14 protein-coding genes are annotated in these 15783 nt (G+C 61.6%); 2 read left to right on the top strand and 12 right to left on the bottom strand.

Annotation, left to right across the window (positions count from 1 at the left end; all coding sequences use genetic code 11):
* Positions 1–68: 68 nt before the first annotated feature.
* Positions 69–1184 (top strand): LPS export ABC transporter permease LptF, encoded by a 1116-nt coding sequence (lptF, locus tag AB7M33_RS03805; RefSeq protein WP_027595632.1) that lies wholly within the window; start codon positions 69–71, stop codon positions 1182–1184.
* Positions 1177–2238 carry an LPS export ABC transporter permease LptG gene (lptG, locus tag AB7M33_RS03800; protein WP_085272666.1) on the top strand — a complete coding sequence of 354 codons (1062 nt, stop codon included), beginning with the start codon at positions 1177–1179 and terminating at the stop codon, positions 2236–2238. The genes lptF and lptG overlap by 8 nt, the downstream gene beginning before the upstream one ends.
* A gap of 222 nt (positions 2239–2460) precedes the next feature.
* On the opposite strand, the gene AB7M33_RS03795 is transcribed toward lptG, so the two are convergent.
* The 12 genes from AB7M33_RS03795 to AB7M33_RS03740 all read right to left on the bottom strand — a co-directional run bounded on the left by AB7M33_RS03795 (position 2461) and on the right by AB7M33_RS03740 (position 15684).
* Complete coding sequence (locus AB7M33_RS03795; RefSeq protein ID WP_027595634.1) at positions 2461–2949, bottom strand: RDD family protein; 489 nt, start codon at positions 2947–2949, stop codon at positions 2461–2463.
* 96 nt (positions 2950–3045) lie between these two features.
* The gene (locus tag AB7M33_RS03790; protein WP_265969914.1) at positions 3046–3258 is read right to left on the bottom strand and encodes a cold-shock protein; all 213 of its coding nucleotides are present in this window, start codon (positions 3256–3258) and stop codon (positions 3046–3048) included.
* Between the two features lie 356 nt (positions 3259–3614).
* Positions 3615–4739 carry a glycine cleavage system aminomethyltransferase GcvT gene (gene gcvT, locus AB7M33_RS03785; RefSeq protein ID WP_454244196.1) on the bottom strand — a complete coding sequence of 375 codons (1125 nt, stop codon included), beginning with the start codon at positions 4737–4739 and terminating at the stop codon, positions 3615–3617.
* 24 nt (positions 4740–4763) lie between these two features.
* Positions 4764–6140, bottom strand: a complete 1377-nt coding sequence (locus AB7M33_RS03780; RefSeq protein WP_238210336.1) for an L-serine ammonia-lyase — start codon at positions 6138–6140, stop codon at positions 4764–4766.
* 138 nt (positions 6141–6278) lie between these two features.
* On the bottom strand, positions 6279–9134 hold the full coding sequence (gene gcvP / locus AB7M33_RS03775; protein WP_265969918.1) for an aminomethyl-transferring glycine dehydrogenase: 2856 nt from the start codon (positions 9132–9134) through the stop codon (positions 6279–6281).
* Positions 9135–9145: 11 nt separating this feature from the next.
* Entirely contained in the window at positions 9146–9529 is a 384-nt protein-coding gene (gene gcvH, locus AB7M33_RS03770; protein WP_016501301.1) for a glycine cleavage system protein GcvH, read from the bottom strand.
* A gap of 295 nt (positions 9530–9824) precedes the next feature.
* Positions 9825–11018 (bottom strand): multidrug effflux MFS transporter, encoded by a 1194-nt coding sequence (locus tag AB7M33_RS03765; protein WP_186675671.1) that lies wholly within the window; start codon positions 11016–11018, stop codon positions 9825–9827.
* A 48-nt stretch (positions 11019–11066) separates the two neighbouring features.
* Positions 11067–11666 carry a thermostable hemolysin gene (locus tag AB7M33_RS03760; RefSeq protein WP_027595641.1) on the bottom strand — a complete coding sequence of 200 codons (600 nt, stop codon included), beginning with the start codon at positions 11664–11666 and terminating at the stop codon, positions 11067–11069.
* A gap of 10 nt (positions 11667–11676) precedes the next feature.
* Positions 11677–13158 carry an AMP-binding protein gene (locus tag AB7M33_RS03755; RefSeq protein ID WP_454242441.1) on the bottom strand — a complete coding sequence of 494 codons (1482 nt, stop codon included), beginning with the start codon at positions 13156–13158 and terminating at the stop codon, positions 11677–11679.
* Positions 13155–14087 carry a TauD/TfdA family dioxygenase gene (locus tag AB7M33_RS03750; RefSeq protein WP_454242440.1) on the bottom strand — a complete coding sequence of 311 codons (933 nt, stop codon included), beginning with the start codon at positions 14085–14087 and terminating at the stop codon, positions 13155–13157. Before AB7M33_RS03750 ends, AB7M33_RS03755 begins: the two co-directional genes overlap by 4 nt.
* A 126-nt stretch (positions 14088–14213) precedes the next feature.
* Entirely contained in the window at positions 14214–15152 is a 939-nt protein-coding gene (locus AB7M33_RS03745) for a LysR family transcriptional regulator (protein WP_265969924.1), read from the bottom strand.
* 25 nt (positions 15153–15177) lie between these two features.
* Complete coding sequence (locus AB7M33_RS03740; RefSeq protein WP_099428413.1) at positions 15178–15684, bottom strand: MarR family winged helix-turn-helix transcriptional regulator; 507 nt, start codon at positions 15682–15684, stop codon at positions 15178–15180.
* Positions 15685–15783: the final 99 nt, after the last annotated feature.

The following is a 15783-nucleotide window of genomic DNA, read 5'->3' as shown; positions in this document are numbered from 1 at the left end:
GGCTGTACTAAGTCATTGTTTGGCGCCAATGTTTGGCAGTCCGCCCTGACAACCCAGGAGTGTCTGGTTTGATCGTCTTTCGTTATCTGTCCCGCGAGGTCCTGGTGACCTTGAGCGCCGTCAGCGCCGTGCTGCTGGTGATCATCATGAGTGGGCGTTTCATCAAGTACCTGGCCCAGGCGGCGCAGGGCGTGCTCGACCCGAGCGTGCTGTTCCTGATCATGGGCTTCCGTCTGCCGGGTTTCTTGCAACTGATCCTGCCTTTGGGGCTGTTCCTCGGCATTTTGCTGGCTTACGGCCGTTTGTACCTGGAAAGCGAAATGACCGTGCTCTCGGCCACGGGCATGAGCCAGCAGCGCCTGCTGGGCCTGACCATGGCGCCCGCCGCCCTGGTGGCCTTGCTGGTTGCCTGGCTGAGCCTGAGCCTGGCGCCCCTGGGCGTGGCCCAGGTGCAGCAGATCATCAGCCAGCAGGATGCCCTGACCGAGTTCGACACCCTGGTGCCTGGGCGTTTCCAGACCCTGCGTGATGGCTCGCGGGTGACCTACACCGAGCAGCTGTCGGACGACCGCATCAACCTTGGTGGCGTGTTCATCTCCGAAAAACGCTTCAACCAGGACAAGACCAAGGACCGCGCCCCGTCGGTACTGGTCGCCGAAAAAGGCCACCAGGAAGTGCAGGCCGATGGCAACCGCTACCTGGTGCTGGAAAACGGCTACCGCTACGACGGCAACCCTGGCCAGGCCGATTACCGCGCCATCAAGTACGACACCTATGGCGTACTGCTGCCCAAGCCTGAAGTCAGCGAGGAAGTGACCGAGCGCGAAGCTATTCCGACTTCGCAATTGTTCGGCCAGGAGGGCTTGCGCGAACGCGCCGAGCTGCAATGGCGGTTGTCGTTGCCGATCCTGGTCTTCGTCGTGACCCTGTTGGCAGTGCCGCTGTCGCGGGTCAACCCACGCCAGGGTCGCTTCCTCAAGTTGTTGCCGGCGATTCTTCTGTACATGGCCTACCTGACAATGCTGATTTCCGTACGCGGCGCCCTCGAGAAGGGCAAATTGCCGATCGCCCTGGGCATGTGGTGGGTGCACGGCCTGTTCCTGCTGATCGGGCTTGGGCTGATGTACTGGGAACCGCTGAGCCTCAAACGCGCTGCCCGTCGTGCGGAGGTGGCCCGTGGTTAAACTGGATCGCTACATCGGCATGAGCGTGCTCATGGCCATTTTGGCCGTGCTGGGGATCATCCTCGGCCTGGCTTCGCTGTTCGCGTTTATCGATGAGATGAGCGACCTGAGCGACACCTACACGGTGATGGATGCCGGCTGGTTCACGCTGCTGACCGCACCGCGCCGTTTGTATGACATGTTGCCGATGGCGGCACTGATTGGCTGCCTGATCGGCCTGGGCAGCCTGGCCAGCAGCAGCGAACTGACCATCATGCGCGCTGCCGGTGTTTCCATCGGCCGCATCGTCTGGGCGGTCATGAAGCCGATGCTGGTGCTGATGCTGGTGGGCGTGTTGATTGGCGAGTACGTGGCGCCGGTCACCGAAAACAAGGCCCAGGCCGACCGTTCCCTGGCCCAGGGTGGCGGTGAGGCGCAGAGCTCCAAGCGGGGTATGTGGCACCGTCAGGGCGAAGAGTTCGTGCACATCAACGCCGTGCAGCCCAATGGTTTGCTGCTGGGCGTGACCCGCTACCGTTTCGACAGTGAGCGCAAGATCGTCACCTCCAGCTTCGCCCGCCGGGCGCAGTACAACGACGACCACTGGCAGCTCAGCGATGTCAGCACCACGTATTTCCGTGGTGACCACACCGAAGTGGTGAAGACGCCGGAAGAGCGCTGGGACGTTTCGGTTACGCCGCAACTGCTCAATACCGTGATCCTGGCGCCGGAATCGCTGTCCATCAGCGGCTTGTGGGATTACATCCACTACCTGTCCGACCAAGGCTTGAACAATGCCCGCTATTGGCTGGCGTTCTGGACCAAGGTGTTGCAGCCGGCCGTGACCGCGGCACTGGTGCTGATGGCGATTTCCTTCATCTTCGGCCCTCTGCGCTCGGTGACCCTCGGCCAGCGGGTATTCACCGGTGTGCTGGTGGGCTTCGTGTTCCGCATCGCCCAGGACCTGCTAGGCCCTTCGAGCCAGGTGTTCGGCTTCCCGCCGTTGCTGGCGGTCGTGATACCGGCCGGGATCTGCGCGCTGGCAGGGTTGTGGTTACTCCGCCGAGCGGGTTGAGGGTTTGATCGATGTGCAAAAGCCGACCTAAGGGTCGGCTTTTTTGAGGGTTCAATTCTGGCTTTAGGCGTGTGCTTAACCTTGGCCTGTAGGAGCAGCCTTGTGCTGCGAAGAGGCCGGTGACAGCGCAATCAATCTTTGCTGCTGTCACGGGCCTCTTCGCAGCACAAGGCTGCTCCTACAGGGACGGTGGCGGCATTGAAGAGTGTGCGTAACTGAGCGTCATTTCTTCTGCTTCGGCACCCGCACCAGCTGTGTCTCCGAATAGATGTCATGCCACCCGCGTTTGCGCTTGTCGATCAACGCCCAGAAAAACCCCAGCCCCAGGCACAGCCACGACGCGATCGAGACCACGAAGCGCAACAGTGCCTGCCACAGGCTGATGGCACTGCCATCGGCATTCTGCACCCGCACGCCCCACACCTGCATGCCCAGGGTCTGCCCGCCGTGGGTCCAGAACTTGGCAAAGAAACCAAACAGCGCGAACACCAGGATCGTCGACAACAACGGGTCGCCATCCAGCGCCCCGGCATCGGTCAGCTCACGCATGCGGGCCTCGCCGATAATTGCCATCTGGATCATCTTGTAAGCGCCCGCCGTCACGATCAGCAGGGCAGTGCACAGCAAAAAGTCATAGAACATCGCCGCCAGCCGGCGGCCTAGCCCAGCGGGCGGGAAGTCACCCTGGGGCAAGAGGGGAGGCTTGGACATTACGCTGCAGCTCCAGATGGCAAAGGCCCATTTTAGGGAACTGCGGGCAAAAAAAAGCCCCTGCGCGTCAACGCAGGGGCTCTTTTTTAGGGATTATCAGGCTTCTGGCTGGACTTCGTCAGCCTGCATGCCTTTTTGGCCTTGAACGGCTACGAAGGTAACCTTCTGGCCTTCTTTCAGGCTTTTGAAGCCGTTGCCTTGAATGGCACGGAAGTGTACGAACAGATCCGGACCGCTCTCTGGAGTGATGAAACCGTAACCTTTCTCGTCATTGAACCACTTGACGGTACCGTTCTGACGCGTTGCCATTTTCTTATTTCCTATAAATCTATTAATTGATAACAGTTACTTTCACATCGTTATTGAATGAAAGCTTACTGGGCTGGGTTGCTGGAAAGTAAGAGACGTCGAACGGGTTGTAGCAGATTGCGGCTACTGGCCCAGGTCACGAACTGTTGCGACCCATGCAAACACAGTGCAGTGACTCTACGCCAACTCCTGCGCGAAAAACAAGCCCTTGCTCGTCAGGAAAACAGGGCTTTTGCCGATAGCCGAACAATTTGTCGCAAACGGCATGGCGCCTGGGCTGGCGCCATGTTCGTTCGTTATTGAACAGGTTCGAAATCGAATAGGGCGAGCCTGTTCACCGACCTCATGTTCTGCATTCAGCCACGGTAGTAACGTTGCGGCACGAAAGGCATTTTGCTGACTTTCAAGGCAACCTTCTTGCCCCGTACCAATGCAAACAATGGGGTGTCTAGCGCGCCATGTTCGATATCGACATAACCCATTGCAACCGGTGCGCCAAGTGTTGGGCCAAAGCCACCACTGCAGACTTTGCCCACTGGGTTATCGGATGCATCGACAATCTCTGCGCCTTCTCGTACCGGTGTACGTTCTTGCGGCAGCAAGCCGACACGCTTTTGTTTTACACCGTGCTGCTGCTGGCCAAAGATGATGTCAGCACCGGGGAAGCCGCCAGCGCGTTCACCGTCGGCGCGGCGCACTTTCGAGATGGCCCACAGCAGGCTGGCCTGAATCGGCGTGGTCTCGGTGTTCATGTCGTGGCCATACAGGCACAGGCCGGCCTCCAGGCGCAGCGAGTCGCGCGCACCCAGGCCGATGGGTTGCACTTCGGGCTCGGCCAGCAGGCGGCGGGCCAGGGCGTCGGCGGCGTTGGCCGGCACCGAAATTTCGTAGCCGTCTTCACCGGTATAACCTGAGCGGCTGACGTAGCAGTCTTCGCCGAGCAGGGTGACCGGGCGGAACTGCATGAAGGTCATGCCAGCCACTTCCGGGGCCAGGCGTTGCAGCACCTTTACCGCCGCCGGGCCTTGCAGGGCCAGCAGGGCGCGGGCCTCGAACAGTGGCTGAATCTCGCAGCGGCTGCCGATGTGTTTTTGCAGGTGGGCCAAGTCCTGGTCTTTGCAGGCGGCGTTCACCACCAGGAACAGCACGTCATCGCCCAGGTTGGCAACCATCAGGTCGTCGAGGATGCCGCCTTGCTCGTTGGTGAACATGGCATAGCGCTGCATGCCCACTGGCAGGTCGATGATGTCCACGGGCACCAGGCTTTCCAGCGCCTTGGCAGCGTCGCTGCCGCGCAGGGTGATCTGGCCCATGTGCGAGACGTCGAACAGGCCTGCCTGGTCGCGGGTGTGCAGGTGCTCCTTGAGCACGCCCAGCGGGTACTGCACCGGCATGTCATAGCCGGCAAACGGCACCATGCGCGCGCCCAGTTCGAGGTGCAGGGCGTGCAGCGGGGTCTTGAGCAGTGTTTCGGACATCAGTGACTCCTTGGTGTTGTTATCGGGTCAACACTCGATGATGTTGACGGCCAGACCGCCGCGGGCGGTCTCCTTGTATTTGCTTTTCATGTCGGCGCCGGTCTGGCGCATGGTGCGGATGACCTTGTCGAGCGAGACGAAGTGCTGCCCGTCACCGCGCAAGGCCATGCGCACGGCGTTGATCGCCTTCACCGAGCCCATGGCGTTGCGCTCGATGCAGGGCACCTGAACCAGCCCACCAATCGGGTCGCAGGTCAGGCCCAGGTTGTGTTCCATGCCGATCTCGGCGGCGTTCTCGACCTGTTGCACGCTACCGCCCATGACTTCGCACAGGGCACCAGCGGCCATCGAGCAGGCCACGCCCACTTCGCCCTGGCAGCCAACCTCGGCGCCGGAGATGGAGGCATTTTCTTTGTAGAGAATGCCGATGGCCGCCGCCGTGAGCAGAAAGCGCACCACGCCGTCTTCGCTGGCACCCGGTACAAAGCGCATGTAGTAGTGCAATACCGCAGGGACGATGCCCGCGGCGCCATTGGTGGGTGCGGTGACCACGCGGCCGCCGTAGGCGTTCTCTTCGTTTACCGCCAGCGCGTAGAGGTTGACCCAGTCGAGCACCGACAGCGCATCGCGCAGGCTGGCTTCCGGGTGTTGGCTGAGCTGTCGGTACAACGCCGGTGCCCGGCGCTTGACCTTGAGCCCACCCGGCAGAATGCCTTCATGGCGGTAACCGGCCTCGACGCAATCCTGCATCACCTGCCAGATACGCAGCAGGCCGGCACGGGTCTCGGCCTCCGGGCGCCAGGCCGCCTCGTTGGCCAGCATCACCTGGCTGATCGACAGGTGTTGCGCGGTGCAGTGCCCGAGCAGCGCCTTGGCGGACTTGAATGGGTAGGGCAGCGGCGTGCTGTCCTCGACGATACGGTCGTGGCCGGCAGCGTCCTCGTCGACCACGAAACCGCCGCCTACCGAGTAGTACTCGCGGCTGCGGATCTGCAGGCCGGCGTGGTCGAAGGCGCGGAAGATCATGCCGTTGGGGTGGTAGGCCAGTGGCTTGCGGATCATTGCCAGGTGCTGCTTTTCGACGAACGCGATGTCGTGTTCGCCGAGCAGGCGCAGGTGGCCGCTGTCGCGGATGGCCTGCAGGCGGGCGGGGATGGCTTCAGTATCGACGGTATCGGGGTGCTCGCCTTCCAGGCCGAGTAACACCGCCTTGTCGCTGCCGTGGCCTTTACCCGTGGCGCCGAGCGAGCCATACAGCTCGGCCTTGACGCTGACCGTGCTGGCCAGTAGGCCGTCGCGGCGCAGGCCTTCGGCAAAACGTGCGGCGGCGCGCATCGGGCCGACCGTGTGGGAGCTGGAGGGGCCGATGCCGATCTTGAACAGGTCGAAGACGCTCAGTGACATACTGCTTCCTCCAGGTAAGGCTTGAAGGCGACACTGGACCCTGTGGGAGCGGGTTTACCCGCGAATGCGTCAGTGAGTCCACAATTGCATTCGCGGGTGAACCCGCTCCCACAAGTCAGGCGGTGGGCCGATGAGCTATCAGGCGTCCTGGTAGCTCTCGATCGACGGGCAGGCGCAGACCAGGTTACGGTCGCCGAACACGTTGTCGACCCGGCCGACAGGTGGCCAGTACTTGCTTTCCACCAGGCTCGGCAGCGGGTAAACCGCCTGTTCACGGCTGTAGCCGTGGGCCCATTCGCCAACCAGCTCCGCTGCGGTGTGCGGGGCGTTTTTCAGTGGGTTGTCGTCCTTGTCCAGGCTGCCGTTCTCGACGGCGCGAATTTCTTCGCGGATCTGGATCATCGCGTCGCAGAAGCGGTCCAGCTCTTCCTTGGACTCGCTTTCAGTCGGCTCGATCATCAGCGTGCCGGCCACCGGGAAAGACATGGTCGGGGCGTGGAAACCGAAGTCGATCAGGCGCTTGGCCACGTCGTCGACGCTGATACCGCTGGTGTCCTTCAGCGGGCGCAGGTCGAGGATGCACTCGTGGGCAACCAGGCCATTACCACCGGTGTACAGAACAGGATAGTGCTCTTCCAGGCGGCGGGCGATGTAATTGGCGTTGAGGATGGCCATTTGCGACGCGCGCTTGAGGCCGGCACCGCCCATCATGCGGATGTACATCCAGGTGATCGGCAGGATGCTGGCGCTGCCGAACGGTGCGGCGCACACCGCGCCCTGCGGGTTCTCCAGCTGCGCGTGGCCGGGCAGGAACGGCGCCAGGTGCGACTTGACGCCGATCGGGCCGACGCCCGGGCCGCCACCACCGTGCGGAATGCAGAAGGTCTTGTGCAGGTTCAGGTGCGAAACGTCGCCGCCGAACTTGCCAGGGGCACACAGGCCGACCATGGCGTTCATGTTGGCGCCGTCGATGTAAACCTGGCCGCCGTTGTCGTGGATGATCGCGCAGATTTCGCCGATCGCTTCTTCGAACACGCCGTGGGTCGACGGGTAGGTGATCATGATGGCGGCCAGGCGCTCGCGGTGTTCGATGGCCTTGGCGCGCAGGTCCTCGACATCGACGTTGCCACGGGCGTCACAGGCGGTGACCACCACACGCATGCCCGCCATGTTCGCGGTCGCAGGGTTGGTGCCATGGGCCGAAGACGGGATCAGGCAGATGTCGCGGTGGCCTTCGCCGCGGCTGCGGTGGTAGGCACGGATGGCCAGCAGGCCGGCGTACTCGCCCTGAGAACCGGCGTTGGGTTGCAGCGACACCGCGTCGTAACCGGTGGCGGCGCACAGCATGGCTTCCAGCTCGGTGGTCATCTGCAGGTAACCCTGGCTTTGTTCAGCCGGGGCGAACGGGTGCAGGTTGCCGAATTCGGCCCAGGTGACCGGGATCATTTCACTGGCAGCGTTGAGCTTCATGGTGCACGAACCCAGCGGGATCATGCTGCGGTCCAGCGCCAGGTCCTTGTCGGCCAGGCGACGCAGGTAACGCATCAGCTCGGTTTCGCTGTGGTAGCGGTTGAACACCGGGTGTTCGAGGATCGCCGACTGGCGCAGCAGGTTGGCCGGCAGCAGCGAGCCCGTGCTGGCCGCGAGGGCGGCGAAGTCCGGTTGCGGTTGGTCGCCGGCCAGCAGTTGCCAGAGCGCTTCGACATCCGCCTGGGCGGTGGTCTCGTCGAGCGACAGGCCGACGTGGCCAGCGTCGACCTGGCGCAGGTTGATGCGCTGGTCACGGGCTTTGGCATGCAGGCTGGCGGTGGCTTCGCCGGTGGCCAGGGTCAGGGTATCGAAGGCGCTGTCGCCGACGACCTGGACGCCCATGGCCTTGAGGCCGGCGGCGAGGATGGCGGTCAGTGCATGGGTGCGTTGGGCGATGCGCTTGAGGCCGGCCGGGCCGTGGTACACGGCGAACATGCTGGCGATGTTGGCCAGCAGCACCTGGGCGGTGCAGATGTTGCTGGTGGCCTTCTCACGGCGGATGTGCTGTTCGCGGGTTTGCATGGCCAGGCGCAGGGCGGTCTTGCCGAAGCGGTCGATCGACACGCCGACCAGGCGGCCCGGCATGTCGCGCTTGAATGCATCGCGGGTGGCGAAGTAAGCCGCGTGCGGGCCGCCAAAGCCCAGTGGCACGCCAAAGCGTTGGGCGCTGCCGATGGCCACGTCAGCGTCGAACTCGCCTGGCGGGGTCAGCAGGGTCAGGGCCAGCAGGTCGGCAGCCACGGCCACCAGGGCGTTGGCCGCGTGGAAGCGCTGAACCAGGTCGCGGTAGTCGAACACCTCACCGTTGCTGGCCGGGTACTGCAGCAATGCGCCGAAGAAAGCGCTGACATCGGTCAGTTCACGTTCGTCGCCAACCACCACGTCGATGCCCAGCGGCTCGGCACGGGTGCGCAGCACGTCGAGGGTTTGCGGGTGGCAGTGGCTGGAAGCGAAGAAGGCATGGCTGGCCTTGTTCTTCGACAGGCGCTTGCAGAAGGTCATGGCTTCGGCGGCAGCGGTGGCTTCGTCGAGCAACGAGGCGTTGGCGATCGGCAGGCCGGTCAGGTCGCTGATCAGGGTCTGGAAGTTCAACAGCGCTTCCAGGCGCCCCTGGGAAATTTCCGGCTGGTAAGGGGTGTAGGCGGTGTACCAGGCCGGGTTTTCCAGCAGGTTGCGCAGGATCGGTGCCGGGGTGTGGGTGTTGTAGTAACCCTGGCCGATGTAGCTTTTGAACAGCTGGTTGTTGCCGGCGATGGCTTTCAGCGAGGCGAGTGCGTCGGCTTCGCTCTGGCCGTCTTCAGCGCCGAGCACGCTGGTGCCCTTGATGCTGTCGGGGATGACCGCGGCGGTCATGGCGTCCAGGGAATCGAACCCCAGGGTGGCGAGCATGGCCTGTTCGTCAGCGGCGCGTGGGCCGATGTGGCGGGCGATGAATTCGTTGGCGGTGCCGAGGTTGATGGTCATGGTGCGGTTCCTCAGGCGTCGTCGTTGGCTTTGATCAGGCGGTCGTAGGCGTCCTGGTCGAGCAGGGCGGTCACTTCGCTCATGTCGGCCGGGTTGAAGCGGAAGAACCAGCCTTCACCCATCGGGTCTTCGTTGACCAGTTCCGGGCTGCTTTCGAGCTGGCCGTTGACCTCGACCACTTCGCCGGTCAGCGGCATGTACACGCCGCTGGCGGCCTTGACCGATTCGACGGTGGACGCTTCGCTGCCTTTCTCATATTGCTGCAACTCTGGCAGTTGCACGAAGACCACATCGCCGAGGGCGTTCTGGGCGTAGGCGGTGATGCCCACGGTGACGCTGCCGTCAGCTTCGACGCGCAGCCATTCGTGATCTTCAGTAAAACGCAACTCGCTCATGGGAAATCCTCGAAAAGCAGGGCGGTAGGCGTGGTCAGCCACGCACTTGTTGGATTTCCTGTAGCAAAAATGTGGCCAATAAAATAAAACGCTTATAAATCAATGGCTTGATCGATTATCGAAATGCTCGTGAATACGAGGCCGGAATGAAATCGATACAGAAGGTCCACGGCCCAAATCGCCAGTCGTGGCAAACCCTTATAGATACAGATCGGTGTGGGTGTGTATTGATTCCATTACGATGTATTGAAATCAATACACACACGTCATCTAAGCCTAGCGGTCGGCACCTGGCTCAGGCTGGCGACGCTTGGCGCTGTTGCAGGCGCACCGTCAGCATCCCCGACAGCGAGATCAGCCAGAGCACCAGGAACACGCCCGCGATCGCCAGGTTGGACGCCAACGGCAGCGCACTGACGATGCCCGACGCCAGCGACCCGAACACCAGCATCAGGCAGCCTTGCAGGCTTGCCGCTACGCCTGCGCGGTCGGGGAACAGGGACATGGAGCGGGCCATGGCGTTGGAAAAGATAAAGCCCTGGCCAAACGCGACAAGCATGATGCCACCCAGGATGCTGACCAGGTTCAGCCCAGCCGGCATGGCGGCGATGCTCAACACGCCGAGCAGGAACAGCAGCATGCCCGTCCACATCAACGTGGCCGCCTGGACCCTGCGGATCAACGCGCGATTGACCAGCGTCCCGACCAGATAGCAACTGCCCACCGCCAGTGCCGTGGTGCCGAAGTACTGTGCGTCATGGCCCAGCCGTTCCTGGACGATGTGCGGGCCAATCACGTTCCACAGCAGAAACGCCGAGAAACTTGCCCCCAGCACGATGACCGAAGAGCGAAAGCGCCCGTCAGCCAGGATGCACCGGTAGCCCACCAACGTTTGCATGGCACTGCGGCGGGCAGTGGCGGGCAGCGATTCCTTGAGGCCAGCCAGGACGAACGCCATCACGATCACGGCGTAGACCGCATACAGGACGAAATTGTAGCGCCACCCCAGGTAGACCTCGATCATGCCGCCCACATAGGGTGCGATGACGGGCCCGAGGCCGAACGCCAGGCTCAGGTAAATGATCGCCACATAGAAGCGCGGGCCCTTGACGATATCGACCAGCAAGGCACGGGCAACCACTTGGCAGGCACCGATTGCAAAACCTTGCAGTGCGCGGGCCACCAACAGCATTTCGATGGAGGTCGAGAAGGTGGCCAGCAGGCTACCGCTGAGGAACAGCGCCAGGCCCAGGATTACCGCCGGCCTGCGCCCGCGCGCATCGGTCATGATGCCGAAAAATAGCTGGCCGATGGCATAGAACAGCAAGGTGATGGTGATGGTGTTTTGCATGAGCGACGGGCTGGCGCCCAGCTCATGCCCAATTGACGGCATGCTCGGCGCATACAGGTCGATGGCGATACCCCCGACGCTATTGATCAGGGGCGCAAGGAACACGATGAAATTCTCGTAACGCTTGTTTGCGTTCATGGTTACCTCCAGTGCTCCGGGCACGGCCATGCCCGGAGCCAGATGTGGTCAGGCGGATGCCTGGCAGGTGAAATGCGGCTGGCTCAGCGCCAGGGCGGGGGCATTGCCCCAGGTACTCGGTGCAGACAGGCGCGAAGCCACCACCCGTGGTCCGTGTTCGTAGTAGTTGCCCCAGTTGACGCCAGGGTCCTTGAGCCTGCTGCGGTCGGCACCGCCCAGGTCCTCAAGGGTGTCCACCAGGGGGATCAGCAGCTGCCGCACCTGCTCGGTCGCGGTCAGCACCACCAAGCCGAAATTTCGCAGGGCCAGTGTCTTGATCACGTTGTTGAGCAAGTACTTCCCGGCCCCACTGCCGCTATGGAACGAGGCGAATGCGCCCACTTCGGCAATGCGTGCCCGATCGATGTGGTAGCGCTCATCCAGGCTTTGATCCAGGTAGTACTCGCTGAACAGCTTGCCGGAATCGCCGTAGCTGATCCCCGCACAGGCGTAACCTGGGGCCCCACCGTTGGCACCGGTCAGGCAGACGAACAGATCGGGCTGTGGCTCTGGCGTCGCGCCATAGTGCTTGAGGTAGTGGGCACGTACCGCTTCCTGCAGGCATCGGTAGCCAGGTCGGCCTTTGTAGAAATTACGCACGATGTACATGGTGGCTTCCTCAGGCGTACATCTGGTCGATGAACCGCGCTTCGATCTCGGCCCTGCGTGGCCGCCCCGTGACGGTGTAGAACTGATCACGGAAGGTGGCGATGTCAGCGATGACGCGAATCTGCCTGACCCTGGCAAAGTCGGCGAGCCGGTGCTCCAGGCGCGCCATTTCCTGGCGGACCGAGTCAGCGCAGGCGCTGCTCAAGACGATGGCGCAGGGCTCGTCCTTGCCTTCGCCCATGACGATCATGTCGTCTACCAGGGCGCTCTCTTTGTAGACGTTCTCGACCCATTCAGGCGAAATGTTGCGTGCGGTAGACAGGATGATCACGTGCTTCTTGCGGCCGGTGATGTACAGATAACCGTCGCGAAATTCGGCGATATCGCCGGTATGCAGATACCCATCGGACAGGTCGCAGGCAGTATCGTCGGCGTTGTAGTAACCGGCGCAGAGGGTCGGCGTGCGGACCAGCAATTCACCGTCGACCAGCTTGGGTTCGATACCATCGAGCAGTGTGCCTGCCGAGCCGATACGCCGTTGCGCCGGTGAGTTGAGCGAAATGATCGAAGAGTTCTCGCTCAGGCCATAGGCTTCGAACACCTGCACGCCGTGCGCTTCCAAGGCTTGCAAAACCGTTACCGGAATCTTCGCGCCGCCGGTGATGATGTGCGGGCATTGTGGCCCGAACAGTTCCTCGACCGAGCAGTGCTCGAGCAGCAGGTTGGCCTCTTCCAGCAGCTTGGGCGGCAGGTACAGGAAGTTCGGCTGGTTGGGGGCTATCAGCTGCAGGTACTGCCGTGCGTTGCCGCTGGCTGCGCCGTATTCGGTCATGCCTTCGGGCATGAGGGTCAAGGTGCCGCCGGACAGAATCGGGATGAATACCCCCAGCACCTGCTCGATCAGCAAACTCATCGGGACAATCGAGAAGTAGTGCAGCGGCTGTTGTGGCAGGCGCTTCATCACGTTATCGACCAGCAACCCGACGGCCTCGTCGCGGATCATCACTCCTTTGGGTTTGGAGGTGGTGCCGGACGTGTGGATGATCGAAACAATGCCGTCCGGGATGAGCTCGTCCTCCTGGCGCCATTCATCACCAATGGTCTCGTGCATGAGTTGCGCGGGAATGAAGCACGCCTTGTCCGGCAAAATAGCGTGCAGGCGGCCGGCGGTTTGCTCATCGCTGACGAACACTGCCGCCGCCTTGCCGAGCAGGCTGCCGATCTGGTCGTCGGAGAACTCGATGGGCACCGGTAGCAACACACCGCCTACTTTCTGGATCGCCAACAAGGTGTACACCCACTCGTAGCAAGAGCGCATGGCGATGCCGAACACTTTGCGTTCGCAGCGGCCAACCCGCCCCTCGAGGGCACTGGCCAGTCGCATCACGTCACGGCGCAATTCGTGCAACGTGTAGGCGCGACCGTTCATTTCCTTGATCACTACGCGGTCGGGGGTGGCGGCCAGGTAGTCCTGCATTTTTTGGCTGATCATTGGCCGATACCTCCAATGCGGTAGCTTTGCGCGCCGAATATGCGCCGTGAGGGGTCATCCAGGCGTCGGCGACCGTGCATCACCCGGGTGTTGTCGATTACCACCAGGTCGCCCTTCTGCCAGAAGTGGCTATAGGTATTGCGGGCGGTGACTTCTTTGATTTCGTCCCAGATATCCAGGGCGATATCTTCACCATCGGCCCACGTGATAAGCGGCGGTTCATAATTGACGCTGGGGCCGAGCATTGAATTGCAGAACGCTTGCTTGCCGCTGAAGCAACTGGTTTCAACCGCCGAGATAATCAGTTCTGACGCAATCAGGTTCTGATCGATGCGACGGTAAGTTTGGCCACTGACACGTTGATTGACCTGGTGCAAATGCTCGTCGGTAATGTCATCGATGGGCAGTTGCAGTTCAATGCTCAGAAAACGTTTTACATTGTTCCAAGGGATGCGCCGGCTGTAACGAATCTCACGGTTCTCAAAACACTTTCGGGTTTTCGAAGACAAGTCGAACAGTACGCGTTGGCCGTCGCACAAGGTCGTCTCAGAGCCGACGGCTGCTGGCTCCAGGCAGTAGAACCACTGCAGGTCGGGGTTGAATGGCAAGTTACCGTTCTCACGGTGCAGCCCCATTTCATTCACCCCGGCCTCGATTTCTGCCGTGTTGGACGTGGCGGCTTTGCGGGCCGGGTCGAATGTCACGCGGGCGGAATGCGCACTGACGAAGTCGTTGAAGTCCGGCAGTGTATCGGCAAAGTCGCGGTAGATAATTGCGCCACTGTGGGCGAGGTCTTCATACAGTGTTGCACTGTTGATTGAATCGCCTACCCGCAGGTCGCGGTCGACGGCATAGATACATTCGAAACCGTAGCACGGTGTCGGTTGTCGATAGAACGGAAACACCGTGGGTTGTACGTGCGCCAGCATGACTTATTCCTCCGTGAACTGTGGGTCAGGTAGAACACCGCTACCCGATGACCTCACAGTAAGTGAAAAGAACAAGCTGCTGGTTTTAAGAAATTTAAATGCGATGGGAAAATTTAATAAAGCGGGTCATCGTTCCGTCAACAGCGTTTGCGCCACCGCTTCGACCAGTGCACGCAGGCTGGAAATATCCTTGCTGTCGCTGCGGTCGCGCGACCAGATCATGTCGAGGGTGAAACTGGGGAACCCCAGTGGCGGTTTGCACACCTTCAGCCCAGGCGCGATGCGCAGGTGCGGCAACAGGCGTGCGGGCAGTGCCACCGTGGCGGGCACGGCAGCCACGATATTCACGCAGGCCTGATAGCCGTTGGCGCGCACCAGCACGTTGCGTGATCGGCCAACCTTGTCCAGCCAGCTGTCGACCATGTTCTTTTCCGATATCCACGGTGTGGGGAACACATGGGGCGACGCACAGAACTCGTCCAGGCTCATGGCCTCTTCACTGGCGAGCATGCCTTGGCTGGTTACGCACACGAAATCATCGCTGAGCACGGGTTGCCACTGCAGCTCGGGGTGCATCTGGTGATAGCCGGGGCCAAAGCCGATGGCAATGTCGATGTCGCCTGAAATCAGCCGGTCCACCGGCAGGTCACGGCTCAAGCGTTCGAGGTGCAGCGAGGTATTGCCGTGGGTTCGGGACAGTACCGCCAGCGCCTGCGGCAAGAAGGACAGTTCGAAATACTCGGGCGCGCAGATGCGCCAGATCTTGCGCTGTGCTTGTGGCGAGACGCTGCTGTCGTCCTCGGCACAGCGGTTGACGGACTCGACCACCACGCGCAGGTACGGCGCAATCTTTTCCGCTTTGGTGGTGGGTTTCAGCACCCCTTGCGACGACGAGAACAAGGTGTCGTCGAAGCACCCGCGCAGGCGCTTCAGGCAATAACTGACGGTGGGCTGGCTGACATTCATCAATTCGGCAGTCCGCTTGGCGCTGCGCAGTTCGAGCAGGTTGATGAACACCACGATGTCCTGCAGATCCAATTGCTTCAGGTAATTGCTGTGAAGCATGAAAATTCCTCCTGAATTTTCCAGTTCATTGCCTGGGCGCACCCTCACCTGGCAGATGAGCGAGCATTTGCTTCAACAGCTGAGCGAAGTGTGCTCGCTGCTCGGCGCTCAGGGGGGCCAGTACCAGCTCCTGGATCTCAGTATGGGTAAGGACGGCCTTATCAATCAATGCCTTGCCCTGTGCTGTGAGGGCCACCTGGGAGCTGCGCTTGTCGTTATTGTCGGCAATGCGCTCGACCATGCCGGCGCTTTCCAGTCTCGCCAAGCGGTTGGTCATCGCGCCGGACGTTATCAGCAGCGAGCGATACAGCTCGGTTGGCGTCAGGCGGTAGGGCGCCCCCGCACGGCGCAAGGTTGCCAGGACGTCGAATTCGCCCTCCTTGAAACCATACTGCGCCAGGGCTTCTGCACGCATGCGCTCCAGGTGCTTGCTGATACGCGCCATTCGGCCAAAGATCTCCATGGAGGAAACATCCACGGAAGGCATCGCCTGCGCCCACTGCGCGACGACGAAATCGACATGATCGTTCATTGCTGCACTCATCGTTCAACCTGGAAATGTGTAACCAGCGCACCTTCTGAACCCCCGCACCTTTTAACAATCTTAACGTTAAGCTATCTTGGCGCGGTG

Source organism: Pseudomonas sp. Y3 TE3536 (assembly GCF_053629175.1).
Note: the sequence above shows the minus strand (reverse complement) of the source record. Positions and strands in the feature narration are given on the sequence as shown.

Excerpts from the sequence above, each read along its gene's own strand:
- AB7M33_RS03795 (WP_027595634.1), bottom strand. The coding sequence starts at position 2,949 with ATGTCCAAGCCTCCCCTCTTGCCCCAGGGTGACTTCCCGCCCGCTGGG.
- AB7M33_RS03790 (WP_265969914.1), bottom strand. The coding sequence starts at position 3,258 with ATGGCAACGCGTCAGAACGGTACCGTCAAGTGGTTCAATGACGAGAAA.
- AB7M33_RS03780 (WP_238210336.1), bottom strand. The coding sequence starts at position 6,140 with ATGTCACTGAGCGTCTTCGACCTGTTCAAGATCGGCATCGGCCCCTCC.
- gcvP (WP_265969918.1), bottom strand. The coding sequence starts at position 9,134 with ATGACCATCAACCTCGGCACCGCCAACGAATTCATCGCCCGCCACATC.
- gcvH (WP_016501301.1), bottom strand. The coding sequence starts at position 9,529 with ATGAGCGAGTTGCGTTTTACTGAAGATCACGAATGGCTGCGCGTCGAA.
- AB7M33_RS03765 (WP_186675671.1), bottom strand. The coding sequence starts at position 11,018 with ATGAACGCAAACAAGCGTTACGAGAATTTCATCGTGTTCCTTGCGCCC.
- AB7M33_RS03760 (WP_027595641.1), bottom strand. The coding sequence starts at position 11,666 with ATGTACATCGTGCGTAATTTCTACAAAGGCCGACCTGGCTACCGATGC.
- AB7M33_RS03755 (WP_454242441.1), bottom strand. The coding sequence starts at position 13,158 with ATGATCAGCCAAAAAATGCAGGACTACCTGGCCGCCACCCCCGACCGC.
- AB7M33_RS03750 (WP_454242440.1), bottom strand. The coding sequence starts at position 14,087 with ATGCTGGCGCACGTACAACCCACGGTGTTTCCGTTCTATCGACAACCG.
- AB7M33_RS03745 (WP_265969924.1), bottom strand. The coding sequence starts at position 15,152 with ATGCTTCACAGCAATTACCTGAAGCAATTGGATCTGCAGGACATCGTG.
- AB7M33_RS03740 (WP_099428413.1), bottom strand. The coding sequence starts at position 15,684 with ATGAACGATCATGTCGATTTCGTCGTCGCGCAGTGGGCGCAGGCGATG.